We start from the raw sequence: 15,423 nt of genomic DNA, 5'->3' as shown, positions 1-15,423 counted from the left end.
TGCTGAACAGGCGCAATACCACGGCCTTAGGCCGTGGATACGCGCCGTCATCTGGCAAAGATTCCACAGACTATAGCACGACTGGATATTCCATAGAATATAAGTAGCGATATTTCATAAGATAGTAGTACAGGGATGTCGACCACACGCCGCACCCACGTCTGCCGCATCCAGAACCACTCGCAGGTTCGGGAATCGCTGGACAGGCATGGGTGGTCGGCGTCCAAGCTCTGGAACGTCGCCCTCTACCACGCCCGCCAGACGTGGGACGAAACCGGCGAAATCCCCGACGAGTCCGAACTGAAAGCCGTGGTGAAGGAACACGACAAATACCGAGGACTGCACAGTCAGTCCAGTCAGAAAGTTCTCGAAGAGCTTTCTGAGGCCTTCACCTCGTGGTTCAACAGCGACGACAGTCGGGACAATCCGCCGGGCTACCGCAAACAGAACTACTACGACGACCAAGGTCGCCGTGTCCACGAGGAACACCCCCGCTCGACGGTCACGTGGAAAGCCAACGGCTTCCGCCACGACACGAAACACAACCGATTCCGGCTCTCAAAGGGTAAACTCCACAAACCGTCACCGCGTGCCCGCGACTATATCCTCGTTGAGTACGACGCCCCACCCGAAGTCGAATTGGAGAACGTTCAGCAAGTCCGTGCCGTCTGGAACAGTCACAAGGAACGATGGGAACTTCACGTCGTCTGCAAGCACGAGATTGCGGCAGAGGCACCAGGCGAGAAGGCAGCGGGTGTTGACCTCGGAATCTGTAATCCTGCCGCCGTTGCATTCCCCGACGACGCTCTGTTGTATCCGGGCAACACGCTCCGCGAGGACAAGCACTACTTCCAGCAAGAAGAGTACCAGACAGCAGGGCCGCACGGTCCCAGCCAAAAAGCAGAGTGGGCACGTGAAAAACTGTCGCGTCGCAAAGACCACTTCTTACACGCCCTCTCGAAAGACATCGTTGAGCGGTGTGTTTCTCACGATGTTGGCACGCTTGTCGTCGGAGACCCCAGTGGTGTTGATGAAGACGACTGGGGCAGACACGGCAACAAACGCTTGGATAATTGGGCGTACAAGCGGTTGATGAACCTCATCGACTACAAAGCTCGTGAACGTGGCATCGAGGTGGAGATGCCCGACGAGCGCGGTACATCATCGTCGTGTAGTGTGTGCGGGCACGAAGACGGGGACAACCGTGTCGAACGTGGGTTGTGGAAGTGCGACCGCTGTGGGGTTGTCGCTCACGGCGACGTGAACGGAGCCGATAACATCAGGCAGAAAACGCTAAGCGTGACTCCCCCACTCGGGGATAGCGATAACGGCTGTTTGGCCCAGCCTCGCGTCATTCAGTTCAGCCGGACTCACGGATTCCAGCCGCGAGCAACCGCCGAGTGACGTGTAAACCCTAATATCCCAACGCTGAGCAATCGGAGATTTGCGATGTACGCGAATCTTCGATCCGCTTGACTCGGGATTCCCCCGCGTTCACGCGGGGGAGGAGGTCAACATTAGGAACGTACCCGTTTGGGTCGCAATGCGTCGAACCCGCGCCACCGACTCCGTGCAAGTCGGCAACGGCCGTGTCGAGCGCATCGTCGCTGCTGATCAAGACGACGAACTCCTCCGCCTCGCCGGTTCTCATCATAATCCTCTCCTGATCGATAATCCCGATGACGCTCTTCGTGTTATGGATCTCCTCCTCGACTACACCCAAGACCACACCAACTGACGCCCCTCATTAATCATCCTAAGCGGGGACCTTGACTTCCTCAGCGCGCTGAAGCGTGAGGCTTTCTCCTCGTCCTCGATTATCCGTAAGTAGCTAATCTCACGTGTACTGGCTTTCCCACTCGCGCCGGGCTTCAATTTCGCGCTCCCCTCGCCTTGTGATCGCGTAAATATTGGTTCGCCGGTCTTTTTGCCCTTTCTCGACAAGGCCTTTGTCGACCAATGTATCGAGATTTGGATACAGTCGGCCATGATGGATTTCCTTCTCGTAGTACTCTTCGAGTTCGTCTTTGATAGCTAAGCCATGTGGCTCATCTAAGCCAGCTACGACGTACAGCAGATCTCGCTGGAAACCTGTGAGGTCGTACATCTCAAACATAAATAGCAATCAGGCATCCTTAAATCTATGGCGCGTTGACATTGACTACTCCGGTCGCACAACCTCACCGCACGACTCACACTCAGCGAACCGGCCTGTTGTCCCATCGTCTTTCTCGTACTCAACGAGGAGCTGAAACGGCTCTATCTCAGCACCGCACATTGGACACATTCCGAGTGGCTCAGTCTGGTCTGACATGGGGAGGGAGCTACGGAGCGTGTGACATGGATTCCGTGCTCCCAGCAATGGATTCGGTGTGCGTGTTCAAAAACAATCGGTTACGACAGTCAATCGTCTATAGGTTACGTGACCCTTTGATCCGGAATTATCTCCCTATCACGAGCAAAGACGCTTTTTCGAATGCCTCTAAGACTCGTCGGGAACTCCCATCTTGATCGCGGGAATTATACGCTGAACAGGCGCAATACCACCCTTTAGGCCGTGGATACGCGCCGTCACGCTGGGAAACAAACTACCGTTCAAACGGTTGCCCCGAGTTTCCCACGCTGACGTTTAAGTGACAGGCAACCCTACTAATAGATAGGAATCGGTCGGAACAGAGCGGATTCCGAACCGTCCTACGGAGGCGGCCTGTCTGCCCACGTAGCGAGGCAGTATCCGAAAGGGCACTCGGTGAACGCACATTCCAGAAAAGCGTGCCACTCGTTATCGCTAACCGCAGTGTTCAACGAGTTGATTCACGCCGTTGGCTGTGTCCTGCCTCAACACGATAGCGACAGTGAATTCCTCAACGTCACTCCGCGATTCGATACCCTCCTCGTCGAAGTGGTCGTTCCCGCTGCAGTCATAGGAGTTCCCGGTCCAGCTGTCCATATCAACTCGAAACGCGACAGGTATGAAGAAGGATCATAGACAATATATGTACTCTGAGCCTGTAGACAGGAAATAGAATGTGGGCACACAATTCTGTGTCGGGTCGAGTCGGACCCATTGGACAGCCATTGGGGGGCGAGCGTCGATGAACACCGTCCCGCTGGAAGACCAGCTCAAACAGTTCGGTCTCTCCGAAAAGGAGATTCAGACGTACCTGACGATCCTCGAACACGGGGAGGCGAAAGCGAGTACGATCGCTGATGACACGGGCGTCTCGAAACGATACGTCTACAGCATCTGCGAGGAGCTCGAAGAACGCGGATTCGTCGATGTCGACGATCACATCGTCCCGACGAAGATCCAGGCGAAACCTCCACAAGAGGTCATCGAGATGCTGTCGAGCCAACTTGAGGACATCGAGCCGGTGTTGCAACAGCGCTACTCGGAGACCTCCTCGCGACCCCAGCGGTTCGACGTCATCAAATCCCGCGTCACTGTCATCAAACGCCTGCGGGAGTACATCAAAAGCGCCGAGCAGGAACTGGTCATCGCCGTTCCGGAAGGCTATCTCCCGGAAGTCGCAGAGCAGCTGGGGGCCGCGATCGATCGCGGTGTCCTCGTCTTGCTGTTGATCAGCGACGTCGACGATCCCGAACACGTCCTTGATGGCATCGATCGACCAGTCGGGAGCGTCATTCGGACCTGGCAACTCGGTATGCCAGTACTGCTCGCGGTTGACGAACAACTGGGAATCGCTTCTCCCGCCGAAATGGTCTCGCGAGCCAACAGCGACGACCGGGCGATCGCGATCGTGCAGGGACAGATCGTGCCGATTATCGCCAGTTCGTTCCTGGCGAACTACTGGCCCTTTGCCCAGCAACACTCCGTCGTCGATCCGGTCGAACTTCCGACGACCTATCGGAGTTTCCGTCACGCGACGCTGCAGGCGACGCTGCACAACAAGACGGAGGCGACGGTCCACGTTCAGGCGACCGCCCAGCCCGTCGACACTGACGACCCGTTCACGACGCTTGAGGGAACCGTCGTCGAGACTCGCCAGGGAATGGTCGAACCACGGACGAATACGATCCCAATCGAACATACGATTATCGTCGAAACCGACGAGGGGACTGTCTCCGTTGGTGGTCCGGACTCGTTCCTCGAAGACTACGAGGCACGCAAGGTCACGCTCGAACGACCATAGGTCCGCTAACTCTCACAATCGGCGAACGTCTTCACTTTCACCGCAGCACCGAGAAGGCTTTAACCCGGGCACAACTGGGTTTGTCTAACGAATATCATCGGTGCAGCCGACCTGTGCGATTCGGGGATTGCCGAGGAGCGCTGGTCGAGAGCCAGCGACAGATCTTCATCGCCGAGTTCTTCGAGAAGAACAAGCATATGCTCGGGTTCGACTCGGGAGTTCGGGCCACTCGTCACAGCCGTCAAGGAGGGCGTCGACAACAGCTTCGATGTCTGTGGGGAAGTCGATATCTTCCCCGATATCTACGTCTAAATCGAGGATCTGGGAGATCACTACTGGCTGGTTATGGAAGATAACCCTGGATCACCAAAGACCAGCTCTCGGAAGTATTTTAGAAAATATTATATAGTTCAATATTCCACAAGTGTGAGTAGAATTTGGGTCAGCAAGAGATTGGTATCTCGGCTGCGGTCCTCTATGCACAGCTCACCGCTATGGAGTGTAGTTTCTTATAAATCCGCAAATAGTTTCCAATGCAGCCCGACACAACTGGGATTCCACTCAATAGGATACCCCACCAGAAATTAATATCTCAAAACGATATAGCCCACTTGCCCCACCAAGGGGCGATCGAAGCCACACTGGCTGAGCGCATACAAGTGCTCCCACCCCCCATCTCATATCGTTTTCATCACCGGATCCAAGTTTGACGATCACGGTTCGCAGTGTTCCATCGGTGTTCACAGCAGATCTTGGAGCGTAGGACAGGATTTCTTCCAAGCGGATTTTGACGGTCGCACACACCATATTTCCGGTGAGACGAGTTAGCCGCCACAATTAATCCCCTGTCAGTTGTAGGTCGAAGAACGATGAGTGTCCGCACAGTCATCACTCGGCTACTGCCAGGTGGCGGATCCAAGGTCGTAGTCGAATGTCGCAACTGCGGAACGAACGTGTCGCCGGGGACCGAAGAATGCCCGGCCTGTAGTGGAAACGAGTTCGTTCGATACGAAATCCCGGAATAGGTTGGAGGCGCGCTATTCGTCTACTCAGTCTTGCACATTGAAGTGGTAGATGACGTAGGACGTAGCAAGGACAGATGATGTCGGTTACGGACTTCTCCGACGATAATATGCAAAGCTGAGTACCCTATCTGGAGGAGATCACTCGTAAGAATCGAAGATTGATACAGACGTGACCAGGTTAGATTAGTGACGGTAGACCAACACCGTCTTACTGGAAACACGAATACAGTTGACTAGTGATATTCGTTGGTTACCGCTGATGATCTTTCCCCTGGGCAGTCCGTTCCTGCTCCGTTGGTTGTTGAGGTTACTGCGGTGGATCGGAATTCCGGAAAGTCACGGCAAGCCGAGGTATCTCTCGTCGATACCGCTGGAACCCCACTTCGACTCATCGACTACGAAGGTGCAGAGACCCAAGTTGACTGGAAAGCTGGCTATCAATACCAGATCTCTCGCTGCAAGGCACAGAAAGGTGGCGGCGGATACGATCTCGAACTGGCTCCGAGTAAGCGAACACGCATCACGCCACTCGGACCAGTCGAGGAATGTACTCGAATCCTCATCGTCGGCGACACGCACGTTGGCCGAACGAAACACCCACGGACAGGTGAGAAGATTGATCCGATTGATGCGTTCAGCACGGCCGTTGCGTACGGTATCGAACGGTCGGTTGATGCGGTCGTCCACGTTGGCGACATCTTCCACGATACGGCCACGCCCGTCCAAGCGCTGTTTGTCGACCAAACGGTGTTTGATCCGTTAGCTGATGCAGGTATCCCCTTTTATTACGTACGGGGCAATCATCAGTCGACGGCTGGTAATGAATTACTGGAAGACAGAGACGGCACACTGGCTTCAAATATTGATACGAGTGGTGTCTCAGTGAACTCGACCCTTCGTCTCTTTGGTATAAACCACCACCCAGAAGGCGATCTGCAGTATGACAACCTTGAATTTCCGGACACAGTCATCGAATCCACTTCAATTCTAGTTCTCCACCAGACGTTGGCACAACTAACTGACCGTGGGACAAAGAGTGTTGACCTTGATCAAATTATAGGGCAATTCAGCAACCGGTTTGATTTCATTCTCTGTGGGCATCATCACGATGCAACTCGACAGGATTGGTGTGGGGTCCCAGTAATGTACACCGGTGCAGTTGAACGAATGAGCACCAATACCGATCCCACCGATCGCGTTGCTTGGCTACTAACTGTCGCAGATGACTCAGTTTCTTGTGAACAGTACAACATACCGTAGCTTCGCCCAGCAGTACATCAGATGTATCGTTACTGCATCTTGAGCTGTTCAGCTTCCTCATTGAGCCAGCACCCCGTCTCCTCAGGGTCATTGGATAGTGATACGTGGCCCCAATAACAAATACACCGGGTGGCGAGTTAGTCAGTCTCAAGCATATTATGCGTTGGCGGTCGTGTCGGCTTCCTCCCCGGCCTACTCGCGTCGCGCTTCCGACTGGCCGTCGGAAGTCCTCGCTCCGTGAGGCCGGGGGCTCCGTCTCGAAACTGCTGAAGCCCGGTCTACCGGAAAGATTGGGGCCTATAGATAACTCTTATGGCCATATGATTCTCAAATGACGCTATGGTACATGGTACCAGACGAGATGTTCTCAAGGTAAGCGGAGCATTGCTCGGAGGCATCGCGCTCGGGACTACCGCTACAGCGGCGGCTTCGACGGATCGGTACATCGTCCGCACAAAGGGCCGCGGGTTGCCGAAGAGCGTTGAGGTAGTCCACGAGATGTCGGGGACCGACCTGGCAGTCGTTTCCGGAACCGAGGGAGCGCTGCAGTCATCGAAGGGGGTGCGAGGATTCGCGCCGGATATTGAAGTTGAACTGAACGAGCCATCAGTGAACGCGGAGGTGCCGTCCTTTGACGCCTCGGACTACGAGGGCCAACCCGGTGACTTCCTGCAGTGGGACAAGGCTGCCCTGAACGTCCCAGAAGCCCACGAGACGACGGAGGGTGAGGGCACACGCGTCGCCGTCATCGACTCTGGCATACTGGAGACTCACCCGGACCTCGCCGGACCGCTGAACCTTGACCTCTCGCGGAACTTCACCGACGACGGCGGCGACCACAATCCCGTCGGCGGCGACGATCACGGCACCCACGTCGCGGGTATCGTCGCCGCAGACAACGGCGGCGGCATCGGTGTCAACGGCACGGCACCACAGACCGACTTGGTGGACTGTCGCGTGTTCTCCGGGCCGACCGCGTCATTCGCTGACATCCTTGCGGCGGTCGTCTACAGCGCGAACATCGGTGCGGACGTGGCGAACCTTTCGCTGGGAGCGTATCCGATTCCACGGCAAGCCAATGGGGAATTCTATGGGAAGGTGCTCAACAGCGCGATGACCTACGCGAACAAGGAGGGGACCCTGCTGGTTATCGCGGCTGGCAACGATAGCGCCGACCTCCAGCACGACAAGAACTTCATCAGCCTGCCGAACGAGGGTACCCAGGCGGTGTCGGTATCTGCGACCGGCCCACTCGGCTACGGCTGGGACGCCGATGGCGACGGCGAGGTAACGGATCTCGTTGCCCCGCCTGAGAGCCCGGCGTTTTACACGAACTACGGCACCAATGCCGTCACACTCGCTGCGCCGGGCGGTGACGCTGACCTCGACGCCATTGAGACCGACCTTCCGTGGTTCAACGATCTCGTGTTCAATACGGTGTTTACCTATGAGGACACCGACGGCGACGGCGAGCCCGATACCCAGGTGCCCGGCTACGGCTGGAAGGCCGGCACCTCGATGGCCGCGCCGAACGTCGCTGGCGCCGCGGCGCTAGTCAAGAGTGCGAACCCGAACTACAACGCCAGCCAAGTCGAGTCAGCGCTCAAGCGAGCCGCTGACGTCCCCGAGGACTACGACAAGACGTTCTACGGCAGCGGCTACCTGAATATTCTCGACGCGCTGTAGGGGAACAGAGACACGTTTTCGGGATTGCGAACCCACCACTCCCACCACTCGGGATTCCTCCGCGTTCACGTGGAGGGGGATGTCAACCAAGAGCCTGCGTCGTATTAGCGGTCATGCTCGTGTCCTATGTTTCCTAATATTTATCACCATCTGATCAAAGGGTATTCACCTGGGATTTATATGTGATGGGTTCAGGATCAGAAGTGGACAGTATGAGTAGGAAACCGCCGTTCACTCCTAGTATTAGTAAAGAAATCCAAGATAGTGGCAGAGAAGATGAAGAACTAGACGAAAAAACACCATTATCGATAAATCGACGATCCACTCTCGGTCTCCTTGCGGCACTCGGCAGCGCGGGGTTGTTCGCTACGCCGAGTACGGCGGACGAACACGACCCAGAAGACGTTTCTGTCGATGCTGATCGTCCGGTGGGGACGGAAGCATTGCTCCAGTTGATCGAGGACGAGTACGGGGATCTGCTGTCTAGTGAGGACATCGAGCAACTCGAAGAGGCGGTCGCGGGCAACCGCGAAGCAGCGAATACACTCCGGGATTTCGATCTCGCTAACGGTGCCGATATGGCGACGACTTTCCGAGCCTACAGGGGGTCGTACTGATGATTCCCGACGACGAGGTGTTGTTCGAGTCGATTCCGGAACTCGGTCAGCGACTCAGAGATGGGGAGTTCACGTCCTACGAATTGACGCTCGCCTACATCAGCCGGTTGATTCGCGTCGGGCCAACGCTGAACGCCGTCCAGACGATCACTTACGATCGGGCTATTGAGGCCGCTGAACGTGCCGATGAGGAACTTTCGAACGGAACCGATCGGGGGCCGCTTCACGGCATCCCTTTCGGTCTCAAGGACCTCATCGCCTTCGAGGGCTACAACACGACGTGGGGGGCCAATCCCTACCGTGATCAGGAGTTCGACTACGACGCGACCGTGGTCGAGAAACTCCTTGAAGCAGGCGCAGTCCCGATAGCAAAACTAGCGAATGTCGAACTCGCCGGTGGAATGGGGTACTCACCAGAGACGATGACATTCACTGGGAAGGGACACAACCCGTGGGCACCGAACGACGAGGACGAGTGGAGTGGTGGGTCCTCCAGCGGATCTGGGCAGGCCCCCGCCGCCGGACTTGTCGGGTTCGCTATCGGTACCGAGACGTGGGGCTCGATTATGTCTCCTACATTTAACAACGGTCTTGCAGGGCTCCGTCCGACCTACGGCGTCGTCAGTCGATACGGTGTGATGGCGCTGTCGTACACGATGGACAAGATCGGACCGATGTGTCGAACTGCGGAGGGGTCACAGGCTGTCTTTGAGGCCATCTACGGGTCGGACCCGAAGGATCACACGACCTCAGAAAGAATGGACCTTATCGAGGAGGTAAGCCTCTCGGATCCGCCACAACTGGCAGTTCTCGACACCGATCCGGACGACGAGAACCTACAGCAATCCCTCGACGTCCTGTCAGAGTTCGCCGAACTGACTGAGATCGATATCCCAGATTTACCCGCTGGGACGGCAGCTTCGACGATGATCTCCGCGGAGGCAGGGTCGATATTCAACGACTTGATCACGTCTGGCGACGTACAGGAGTTGACCGACCCCGAAGGCAGCATAGGCGGCTACGCCTTTGATTCGATTCTCGCCAAAGACTACATCACCGCTCTGCGCATTCGAAAGCGTATCCAGGAGGAGATTGACGAGGTGCTTGAACCCTACGACGCCCTCGTTTCGGCACCGTGGGCCATCAGTGGAATGACGAACCTTTGTGGGCTTCCTGGTCTTGGAATCCCGAACGGATTCGACGACAACGGCGTCCCGACGGGGCTGTTGTTCACCGGTCGTGCCTTCGATGATCAGAAACTCTTCGAACTCGGGAAGATGTACGAAGAGCGGACTGACCACATTGACCATTCAGACCTTCTTGGAACACTCGGCGAAGACACCTTCGACCGCGCGCTGTAGTCCTCCCAGTAATTGTTGTACGTCTGCCCCGGGTCGACCGCACGAAGGCGTGTGATCGTATCCGGTGATTTCTTTCCGGTGCAGATCGCCGACGATATCGAACCCGGCGATGAGGTCGTTGCCGTGATCAAGGCCAGCGAAGTCATGGTCAGCAATGACTAGCGAGCGGACTTTCGTCTCGACACCGTTGGCCTTGTTGAAGCCCCCAATCGGTGATAGGTTTCAGCAGTCCTGCTGAATACAATGCGCGTATCGGTCATAGAGATCCCATTAAAGAAACGCGTTGCCGCGCTCGTAGAAGAGCCGTCGCTCCTTGGGGCCCGGAAGCCCGTGATAGCCTGCTGGAATCGTCTCGTTGGGCCGCTCGGCTGGCAATTTGGGATAGGCGGCAAGCAACTCGACCGCAAGTGAGGCGCCCGCCTCGGCGAGTTTGCGGTACACCGAATCGACGGTGTCGGCGTCGTCGAGGGGAAAGCCCGCTGGGCGAGAATTGGGCCTGCGTCGAAGTGCTCAGTCATACGATGTGCTGTGATACCCGTTCGATCGTCGCCGTAGAACAGCGGCCAAAAGACGGTCGCCCGGCCGCGGTACTTCGGCAATAGCGACCCATGGAGGTTTACCGCGTCGTCGGCGCTCTCTAGCACCGGCCCGGGAAGCCGCTGGCCCGCCACAATCGAGAGCAGAAGGTCCGGTGCGAGGTCCTCCATACGCTCGACGAACGTCGGGTCACTCACGTCGGGGATTCGCTCAACTGGGACGCCATAGGCTCGCGCGACCGCCGGAACCGAGTGATACCGACCGGTGGCCCGCCGGGCGACCTGCCCGGGTAACGCGTCAAGCGCCCGACTCCGTCCGTAGCGGAGCGCCATCCGGATGCCCGCGCGGGCACCGTACATACCTGCCTGCGAGCGTAGCTGCTCAGCCGGGGAGGCGTTGAAGGGGGCGATGACAACCTGGTCGATAGTGTCAGCGTGGGCCTCGAAGAGCGGCTGGAGGTACCGGGGAAGATAGAGCGGTTCCGCACTCGTGAACAGGACGACCCGCACAATCGAGGATGAGAATCTGAGGCTGATATCTCTTCTGGTCGGTTGCCACAAAGCCTATTATATCCACGGTGAATGCAGAACCATGCCTCCCCCATTCAAGAGAAACGCCCTCCGCTCTGTGTTCAGAGACGTATGTCAGGCTATCGGTGTCTTTCTCTCCGGTGGCCTCGCCATCGCCGTGCTGTCACTGTGGCATTGGACCATCTCGTCGATCCAAGTAGCTAGAGACGGACCCGGAACTGAGGAGCACGATGACCCCGCACTCATCGAGTACGAACTCGACTGGTACCAGTACATCAAGGCCTTCGACGCCCACCACGGCCCTAGCGGGGGGCCCGACAGAGCTATCGATTCAGGGGCGTTCGTCCGCGGGCTGCACGTGTGGCTGAAAACACGTTGTCTCCGAGGCTACACGCTCGAAAACGAGGTGTACGTGTGCCCGAACGCGCCACGGGTGCTGCGCGTCCACCAGGCAGGCCACGCGCCCGCATTCGGAAAAGGGTGTGAGACGCTGGTCCAGCCACGCCGCGAGAACGGCGGTCTCGACGACGAACCGCTCTCCACTCTCGACGTGATGCTTCCGGGCCACTTCCCGCACACGTTGCTCCGCCTGCGGGACCCACGTGGACTCATGGACCGATACGAGGCGTGGCTACGAGACGGAAAAATCGCGCGAGTACGATCCTGAGGATAACTACTGTCGTCACTTCTCTGCTGAACTATCTCCCTGAGTTGGTCACGTGGTTACTGACAGGGTTCAAATAGGTGCGGCCGAAGCTGCTGAATAGAGGGCGCAAGTTCATCATACTTGTCCAGTGTCTGTTTAGACATTCGCCCAGATAGTATCTTCTCAGGGTCAAGCACGTCATTGTAGGGACCATGAGATTGCCTGAATACCCTAATCTCGAAAAACCGCAGACTTTTCGTTGTGTCCGCGTGTCGCGTCCCCTATGGACAACTGGAACCGACGTGACGTGCTGAAGTCTGGGGCAGCACTGGGGGCCAGTAGCCTTGCTCTTACGACGACAACTACTGGCGTGCGGGCTGCGGCTGGCGAGCAACAGTGGGCCTTCGAGACAGGTGATATGGTGAACTCGTCGCCGACGGTGGTGGACGGGACCGTCTTCGTCGGGAGTAACGACACCAACCTCTACGCGGTGGATGCGGCAACGGGCGAGCAACAGTGGGCCTTCCAGACGGGCAGCAACGTGACCTCGTCACCGACGGTGGTGGACGGCACCGTCTTCGTCGGGGGTTGGGACGGCAACCTCTACGCGGTGGATGCGGCCACGGGCGAGCAACAGTGGGCCTTCGAGACGGGCGACCGCGTGCACTCGTCGCCGACGGTGGTGGACGGCACCGTCTTCGTCGGGGGTTGGGACGGCAACCTCTACGCGGTGGATGCGGCAAGCGGTGAGCAACAGTGGGCCTTCGAGACGGGCGAGGTGGACTCGTCGCCGACGGTGGTGGACGGCACTGTCTACGTCGGGAGTTTCGACTACAACCTCTACGCGGTGGATGCGACCACGGGCGAGCAAGAGTGGGCCTTCGAGACGGGTGACTACGTGGACTCGTCGCCGACGGTGGTGGACGGGACCGTCTTCGTCGGGAGTCGAGATGGCAACCTCTACGCGGTGGATGCGACCACGGGCGAGCAAGAGTGGGCCTTCGAGACGGGCAGCTATGTGGACTCGTCGCCGACAGTGGTAGACGGCACTGTCTTCGTCGGGAGTTCCGACGACCTCTACGCGGTGGATGCGGCAAGCGGCGAGCAACAGTGGGAATTCGAGATGGAAAAGAGGGGGGACTCGTCGCCGACAGTGGTAGACGGCACTGTCTTCGTCGGGAGTGACAACGACAACCCCTACGTGGATGCCCTCCACGCGGTGGATGCGAGCACGGGCGAGCAAGAGTGGGCATTCGAGACGGGCGACTGGGTGTACTCGTCGCCGACGGTGGTGGACGGGACCGTCTTCGTTGGGAGTCGAGATGGCAACCTCTACGCGGTGGATGCAGGCGTTTCGGGCTCAAGCGAAGGGTCACGCGTGATGCTCGGAACGCTGGGCCATCACGGTCAGTCTCATCCTGGTCAGTCTATCAGCACTGCCGAGCCATCACAACAAGATACGGATTCAGGACCTGACGGCGACGATGAGACCGCCGGGGGCAGTGGATTCGGTCCCGGCTTCGGTGTCCTCACTGCTCTCGCTGGACTCGGCGGCGGTGGCTATCTGGCCCACCAAAATCAGACCAATCAGCACGCCGGGGAGGATTCGGAATAAGTCGATCTTCGCTACGCAAGACGCCAGGTCTCCCCTCATCTTGTAGGCAGTCGCATCTGCTCAATCACTCGACATATCTGTGTTTGTGAGCCAACAATGGTGGACACAGAGGCGACCAACCGAATTCGTACTTTATATTTCCGGTGTGCAACAAGCAAAGACCGATTGCTGACTTGATCCTCTAAATGTTGCACGAGTGTTTTACCAGTTGGTGGATCGTTCGTAGTTCTCCGCGTTACTTCGGCGGCCTAGATTTTGTATCAAGACTTTCCTGAACGCGGCATCATGACTGAACGACGGATGACACCACGAGTGCAACTCAACGAATGGGAGACACTGATTGATGAACTACGTCGATTCGGTCGCGCAGGTGATGTAACGGCGACTGATACTCGGATTCACATCGACTTCGGCTCTGCACGTGTCGAATTGTCGCGCGATGGGACGCTCCAGACTGGGATGCCATTGCACGATTTCACGCACGATGACACCGTTGCGGTTGTCGTGGATCACGACGCCGGCACCCTCATAGTTGACACAGATACGGTAAGCTACACGTTCAGGCGGCCAGGTGAGTGATGACTGCATCCTCTAAGTCTTGCACGCCGCTTGTGACACTCGTTCTGGCGGAGCAGTCAATCAAGCGCGAAACGCTGGCTGAGACGCTTTAGACACTACTACAACCGCAATCGACCGAACCACGCGTTGGGTGGCTCGACTCCAGCTGAGGAGGTGCTGAACTAGACAGTGCCGCTTGGATTATCGTATCAGTGGAAATATGTTTGTTAGGCGCTTGCTATCGGGGGTTTTGCAAGGATCTTCCCTCAACTCTACCTTTGCTTTGCGGACGTTGCGCCTCTCAGCGGCCTTACAGCCCCGAATTGAGTCCCCTCTTTGGTCGTAAGCCCACGTCCCGCTCAGCCCCCACCAATCTCTGACAACCGAGCCGAGTCTCCGAATATTGACCGGTAGTTGTCAGCGTATACAGTGGCCCTATTATACATCTGGATACGGGTCATCAGCTTGCCTGAAAATAGGATCTTTTCGCAGGACAGCGTACTCTGGTGTGTACCCCTTACTGCCAATCGAAGCGCACCAGACATGCGATACGTTTGGAACTGCTGTTAGTTCATCAACATTCGCGATTTGCTTGAGATGGGCTTCGCCCGCTTCCTTACTGGTGAATAACCGCCGTGCTCGTGTTTTTCCAATTTTTTGCTCGATGATATACGCATGCCAGACATATTCGGTCATATCTTCAAGTGTGAGTTGCTCTGAAGGTGTAGGCTGACGGAGGCGAACTCGGGCGTACTGGCTCGTATTAACCAATTCTAACTCGTCAAAGGCGATTAGATCCATCACTGCCCCGTGGATATCTTCCCGCTCCCAATCCAGTTCTTTCTCTAACTCGGCGGTAGAGGTAGCAGTTCCGTCTGGCGGCGAGAGGTAATCAATGATACGCTGATACAGCTTCCCTTGTTCTTCAGTGAATCGCATAGTATTTTCTACTCTATGGCCCACTTTTTTCGCTTGAGCCAGAATGAGGTCCTCATGTTCTGCCACCCACTCCTTGCCCTTCCGGTCGATAGTGACCTCCAACAGATCCTGCCCTTTGGGTGTCAGCTTTTCTTTTAGGCTACTCAAGTCGGTCATATCTTTATTGTCTCACGCTTGACCAAGTCGGTTATACTGTGACGCTTTTGTTTGTACTCTTTGCCGAGGGCTTCGCGGATGGTCTCTTCCGGATAGTTCTCGAATAGCAACGTGAGATATGTCTCGCCGAATTTGTCCTCGTAACGCCACTGATACGGCTTGTTGTTCTCGAAATGATCGTCCGGACCTAACTCGATCGTGGGAATGTCATCGTCGTCGGACACAAGTGTACTATTCATTTACGTTACTTGTTTGTTTCTCTGAGCTCTCAGAGAACGCTGTTCTATCACTTTCGCTTGATAACCACGAAGTATTATTAGTATCGCCCGAGCAGGATCG

At 56.7% G+C, this 15,423-nt stretch carries 14 protein-coding genes and 3 pseudogenes; 10 read left to right on the top strand and 7 right to left on the bottom strand.

What is annotated here, in order from left to right:
• Window positions 1–135 precede the first annotated feature (135 nt).
• On the top strand, window positions 136–1,404 hold the full coding sequence (locus HSEST_RS14220; RefSeq protein WP_229123033.1) for an RNA-guided endonuclease InsQ/TnpB family protein: 1,269 nt from the start codon (window positions 136–138) through the stop codon (window positions 1,402–1,404).
• A gap of 10 nt (window positions 1,405–1,414) precedes the next feature.
• Here the strand turns inward: HSEST_RS14220 and HSEST_RS14215 are convergent, their stop codons facing one another.
• The 3 genes from HSEST_RS14215 to HSEST_RS14205 form a co-directional block, all read right to left on the bottom strand.
• Window positions 1,415–1,729 (bottom strand): hypothetical protein, encoded by a 315-nt coding sequence (locus tag HSEST_RS14215; protein ID WP_229123032.1) that lies wholly within the window; start codon window positions 1,727–1,729, stop codon window positions 1,415–1,417.
• Window positions 1,730–1,837: 108 nt separating this feature from the next.
• The gene (locus HSEST_RS14210) at window positions 1,838–2,107 is read right to left on the bottom strand and encodes a helix-turn-helix transcriptional regulator (protein WP_229123031.1); all 270 of its coding nucleotides are present in this window, start codon (window positions 2,105–2,107) and stop codon (window positions 1,838–1,840) included.
• 681 nt (window positions 2,108–2,788) lie between these two features.
• Window positions 2,789–2,950, bottom strand: coding sequence for a hypothetical protein (locus HSEST_RS14205; RefSeq protein ID WP_229123030.1), 162 nt, complete (start codon window positions 2,948–2,950; stop codon window positions 2,789–2,791).
• A gap of 145 nt (window positions 2,951–3,095) precedes the next feature.
• On the opposite strand from HSEST_RS14205, the gene HSEST_RS14200 reads away from it, so the two are divergent.
• From HSEST_RS14200 to HSEST_RS14175, 6 genes and pseudogenes are all read left to right on the top strand, one after another.
• A complete protein-coding gene (locus HSEST_RS14200) occupies window positions 3,096–4,154 on the top strand; it encodes a TrmB family transcriptional regulator (RefSeq protein WP_229123029.1) in 1,059 nt (352 codons plus the stop codon).
• Window positions 4,155–4,247: 93 nt separating this feature from the next.
• Window positions 4,248–4,648, top strand: a pseudogene (locus HSEST_RS14195) (DNA topoisomerase VI subunit B); the annotation flags it as partial.
• Window positions 4,649–5,494: 846 nt separating this feature from the next.
• The gene (locus HSEST_RS14190; RefSeq protein WP_229123028.1) at window positions 5,495–6,439 is read left to right on the top strand and encodes a metallophosphoesterase family protein; all 945 of its coding nucleotides are present in this window, start codon (window positions 5,495–5,497) and stop codon (window positions 6,437–6,439) included.
• Window positions 6,440–6,778: 339 nt separating this feature from the next.
• Window positions 6,779–8,125 carry a S8 family serine peptidase gene (locus tag HSEST_RS14185; RefSeq protein ID WP_229123027.1) on the top strand — a complete coding sequence of 449 codons (1,347 nt, stop codon included), beginning with the start codon at window positions 6,779–6,781 and terminating at the stop codon, window positions 8,123–8,125.
• A 428-nt stretch (window positions 8,126–8,553) separates the two neighbouring features.
• Window positions 8,554–8,742: a hypothetical protein gene (locus HSEST_RS14180; RefSeq protein WP_229123026.1), complete on the top strand. Its 189-nt coding sequence runs from the start codon at window positions 8,554–8,556 to the stop codon at window positions 8,740–8,742.
• Window positions 8,742–10,103, top strand: coding sequence for an amidase (locus tag HSEST_RS14175; protein ID WP_229123025.1), 1,362 nt, complete (start codon window positions 8,742–8,744; stop codon window positions 10,101–10,103). The genes HSEST_RS14180 and HSEST_RS14175 overlap by 1 nt, the downstream gene beginning before the upstream one ends.
• Before the next feature lie 270 nt (window positions 10,104–10,373).
• Here HSEST_RS14175 and HSEST_RS14170 read toward each other — a convergent pair whose 3' ends face one another.
• Both HSEST_RS14170 and HSEST_RS14710 read right to left on the bottom strand, forming a co-directional pair.
• Window positions 10,374–10,544, bottom strand: a complete 171-nt coding sequence (locus HSEST_RS14170) for a hypothetical protein (RefSeq protein ID WP_229123024.1) — start codon at window positions 10,542–10,544, stop codon at window positions 10,374–10,376.
• A 38-nt stretch (window positions 10,545–10,582) separates the two neighbouring features.
• Window positions 10,583–10,972, bottom strand: a pseudogene (locus tag HSEST_RS14710) (formyltransferase family protein); the annotation flags it as partial.
• 157 nt (window positions 10,973–11,129) lie between these two features.
• Between HSEST_RS14710 and HSEST_RS14165 the strand changes: the two are divergent.
• The 3 genes and pseudogenes from HSEST_RS14165 to HSEST_RS14155 form a co-directional block, all read left to right on the top strand.
• A complete protein-coding gene (locus HSEST_RS14165) occupies window positions 11,130–11,837 on the top strand; it encodes a hypothetical protein (protein ID WP_229123023.1) in 708 nt (235 codons plus the stop codon).
• A 262-nt stretch (window positions 11,838–12,099) separates the two neighbouring features.
• A complete protein-coding gene (locus tag HSEST_RS14160) occupies window positions 12,100–13,431 on the top strand; it encodes a PQQ-binding-like beta-propeller repeat protein (RefSeq protein WP_229123022.1) in 1,332 nt (443 codons plus the stop codon).
• Between the two features lie 615 nt (window positions 13,432–14,046).
• Window positions 14,047–14,175, top strand: a pseudogene (locus HSEST_RS14155) (IS6 family transposase); the annotation flags it as partial.
• 252 nt (window positions 14,176–14,427) lie between these two features.
• Here the strand turns inward: HSEST_RS14155 and HSEST_RS14150 are convergent.
• Window positions 14,428–15,084, bottom strand: a complete 657-nt coding sequence (locus tag HSEST_RS14150) for a hypothetical protein (protein WP_229123021.1) — start codon at window positions 15,082–15,084, stop codon at window positions 14,428–14,430.
• Window positions 15,081–15,308 (bottom strand): hypothetical protein, encoded by a 228-nt coding sequence (locus tag HSEST_RS14145; RefSeq protein WP_229123020.1) that lies wholly within the window; start codon window positions 15,306–15,308, stop codon window positions 15,081–15,083. Before HSEST_RS14145 ends, HSEST_RS14150 begins: the two co-directional genes overlap by 4 nt.
• Window positions 15,309–15,423: the final 115 nt, after the last annotated feature.

Origin of the sequence: Halapricum desulfuricans (assembly GCF_017094465.1) — an archaeon.
In the GTDB taxonomy this organism is placed as follows: domain Archaea; phylum Halobacteriota; class Halobacteria; order Halobacteriales; family Haloarculaceae; genus Halapricum.
The sequence above is the reverse complement of the archived record's forward strand: the minus strand, read 5'-3'. Positions and strand labels throughout refer to the sequence as shown.